This is a genomic window from Bradyrhizobium sp. dw_411 (assembly GCF_018449695.1).
Taxonomy (GTDB): Bacteria; Pseudomonadota; Alphaproteobacteria; order Rhizobiales; family Xanthobacteraceae; genus Bradyrhizobium.
The window spans coordinates 1-855 of sequence record NZ_JAAVUY010000048.1 but is presented as its reverse complement, the minus strand read 5'-3'; the positions used below and the strand labels follow the sequence as shown (position 1 = coordinate 855).

The window sequence follows — 855 nt, the reverse complement described above, 5'->3', positions numbered from 1 at the left end:
CTAGGACCGATCGACATTCATTGCATCCAGATCATGGCGGCCGCGAGATGGATGAAACCGGTAAAGTTCGCGGTTCGCCTGTCATAACGGGTAGCGAAGCGCCGGAAGTGTTTGAGCTGGCAGAAGCAGCGCTCGATGCGGTTGCGCTGTTTGTAGGCGTCGGCGTCGTGCGGAATGATGATTCTGCGGGTGCGGTTTGACGGGATTACCGCCGTTGCACCCATATCGGCGATGATCGCGCGCAAAGCGTTGCTGTCATAGGCCTTGTCGGCGAGCACGGCATCGCCGCTTTGGCCGTCGAGCAGCGCGGGCGCCTGGGTGATATCGCCAACCTGTCCGGCCGTGACGATGAAGCGGAGCGGACGGCCGAGCGCATCAGCCAGCATGTGGATCTTGGTGGTCAGTCCGCCTCGGGAGCGCCCCAGCGCCTGATCTTTGGCCCCCCTTTTCCGCTTGCGGCCTGCTGGTGGGCGCGAACGATGGTGCTGTCGATCATCAGATACTGGTTGTCGCGATCGGCGGTCAGCGCGGCGAACACGCGTTCCCAAACGCCAGCATGGCACCAGCGGCTAAAGCGCCGATGCACCGTTTTCCACTTGCCGTACCGCTCCGGCAGGTCGCACCAATGTGCGCCCGACCGCAAAATCCACAAACATCCGTTGACGAACAGACGATTATCCGCAGCCCTGCGTCCCGGGTCGCCAGCTTTTCCCGGCAGCAGTGCCGAGATCCTCGACCATTGCGCCTCAGTCAGTTCATATCGCTTCGCCGCCATCATCTGCTCCGTGTCGAATCACGGAACTCTATGAATCAGCGATTAAACCGATTGGGAATCCTGAATGTCGATCCGTCCTA

The 855-nt window shown here is 60.8% G+C and carries 1 pseudogene; it reads right to left on the bottom strand.

From position 1 onward, the window contains the following. Window positions 1-17: 17 nt before the first annotated feature. Window positions 18-775, bottom strand: a pseudogene (locus HB676_RS33620) (IS5 family transposase). Window positions 776-855 lie beyond the last annotated feature (80 nt).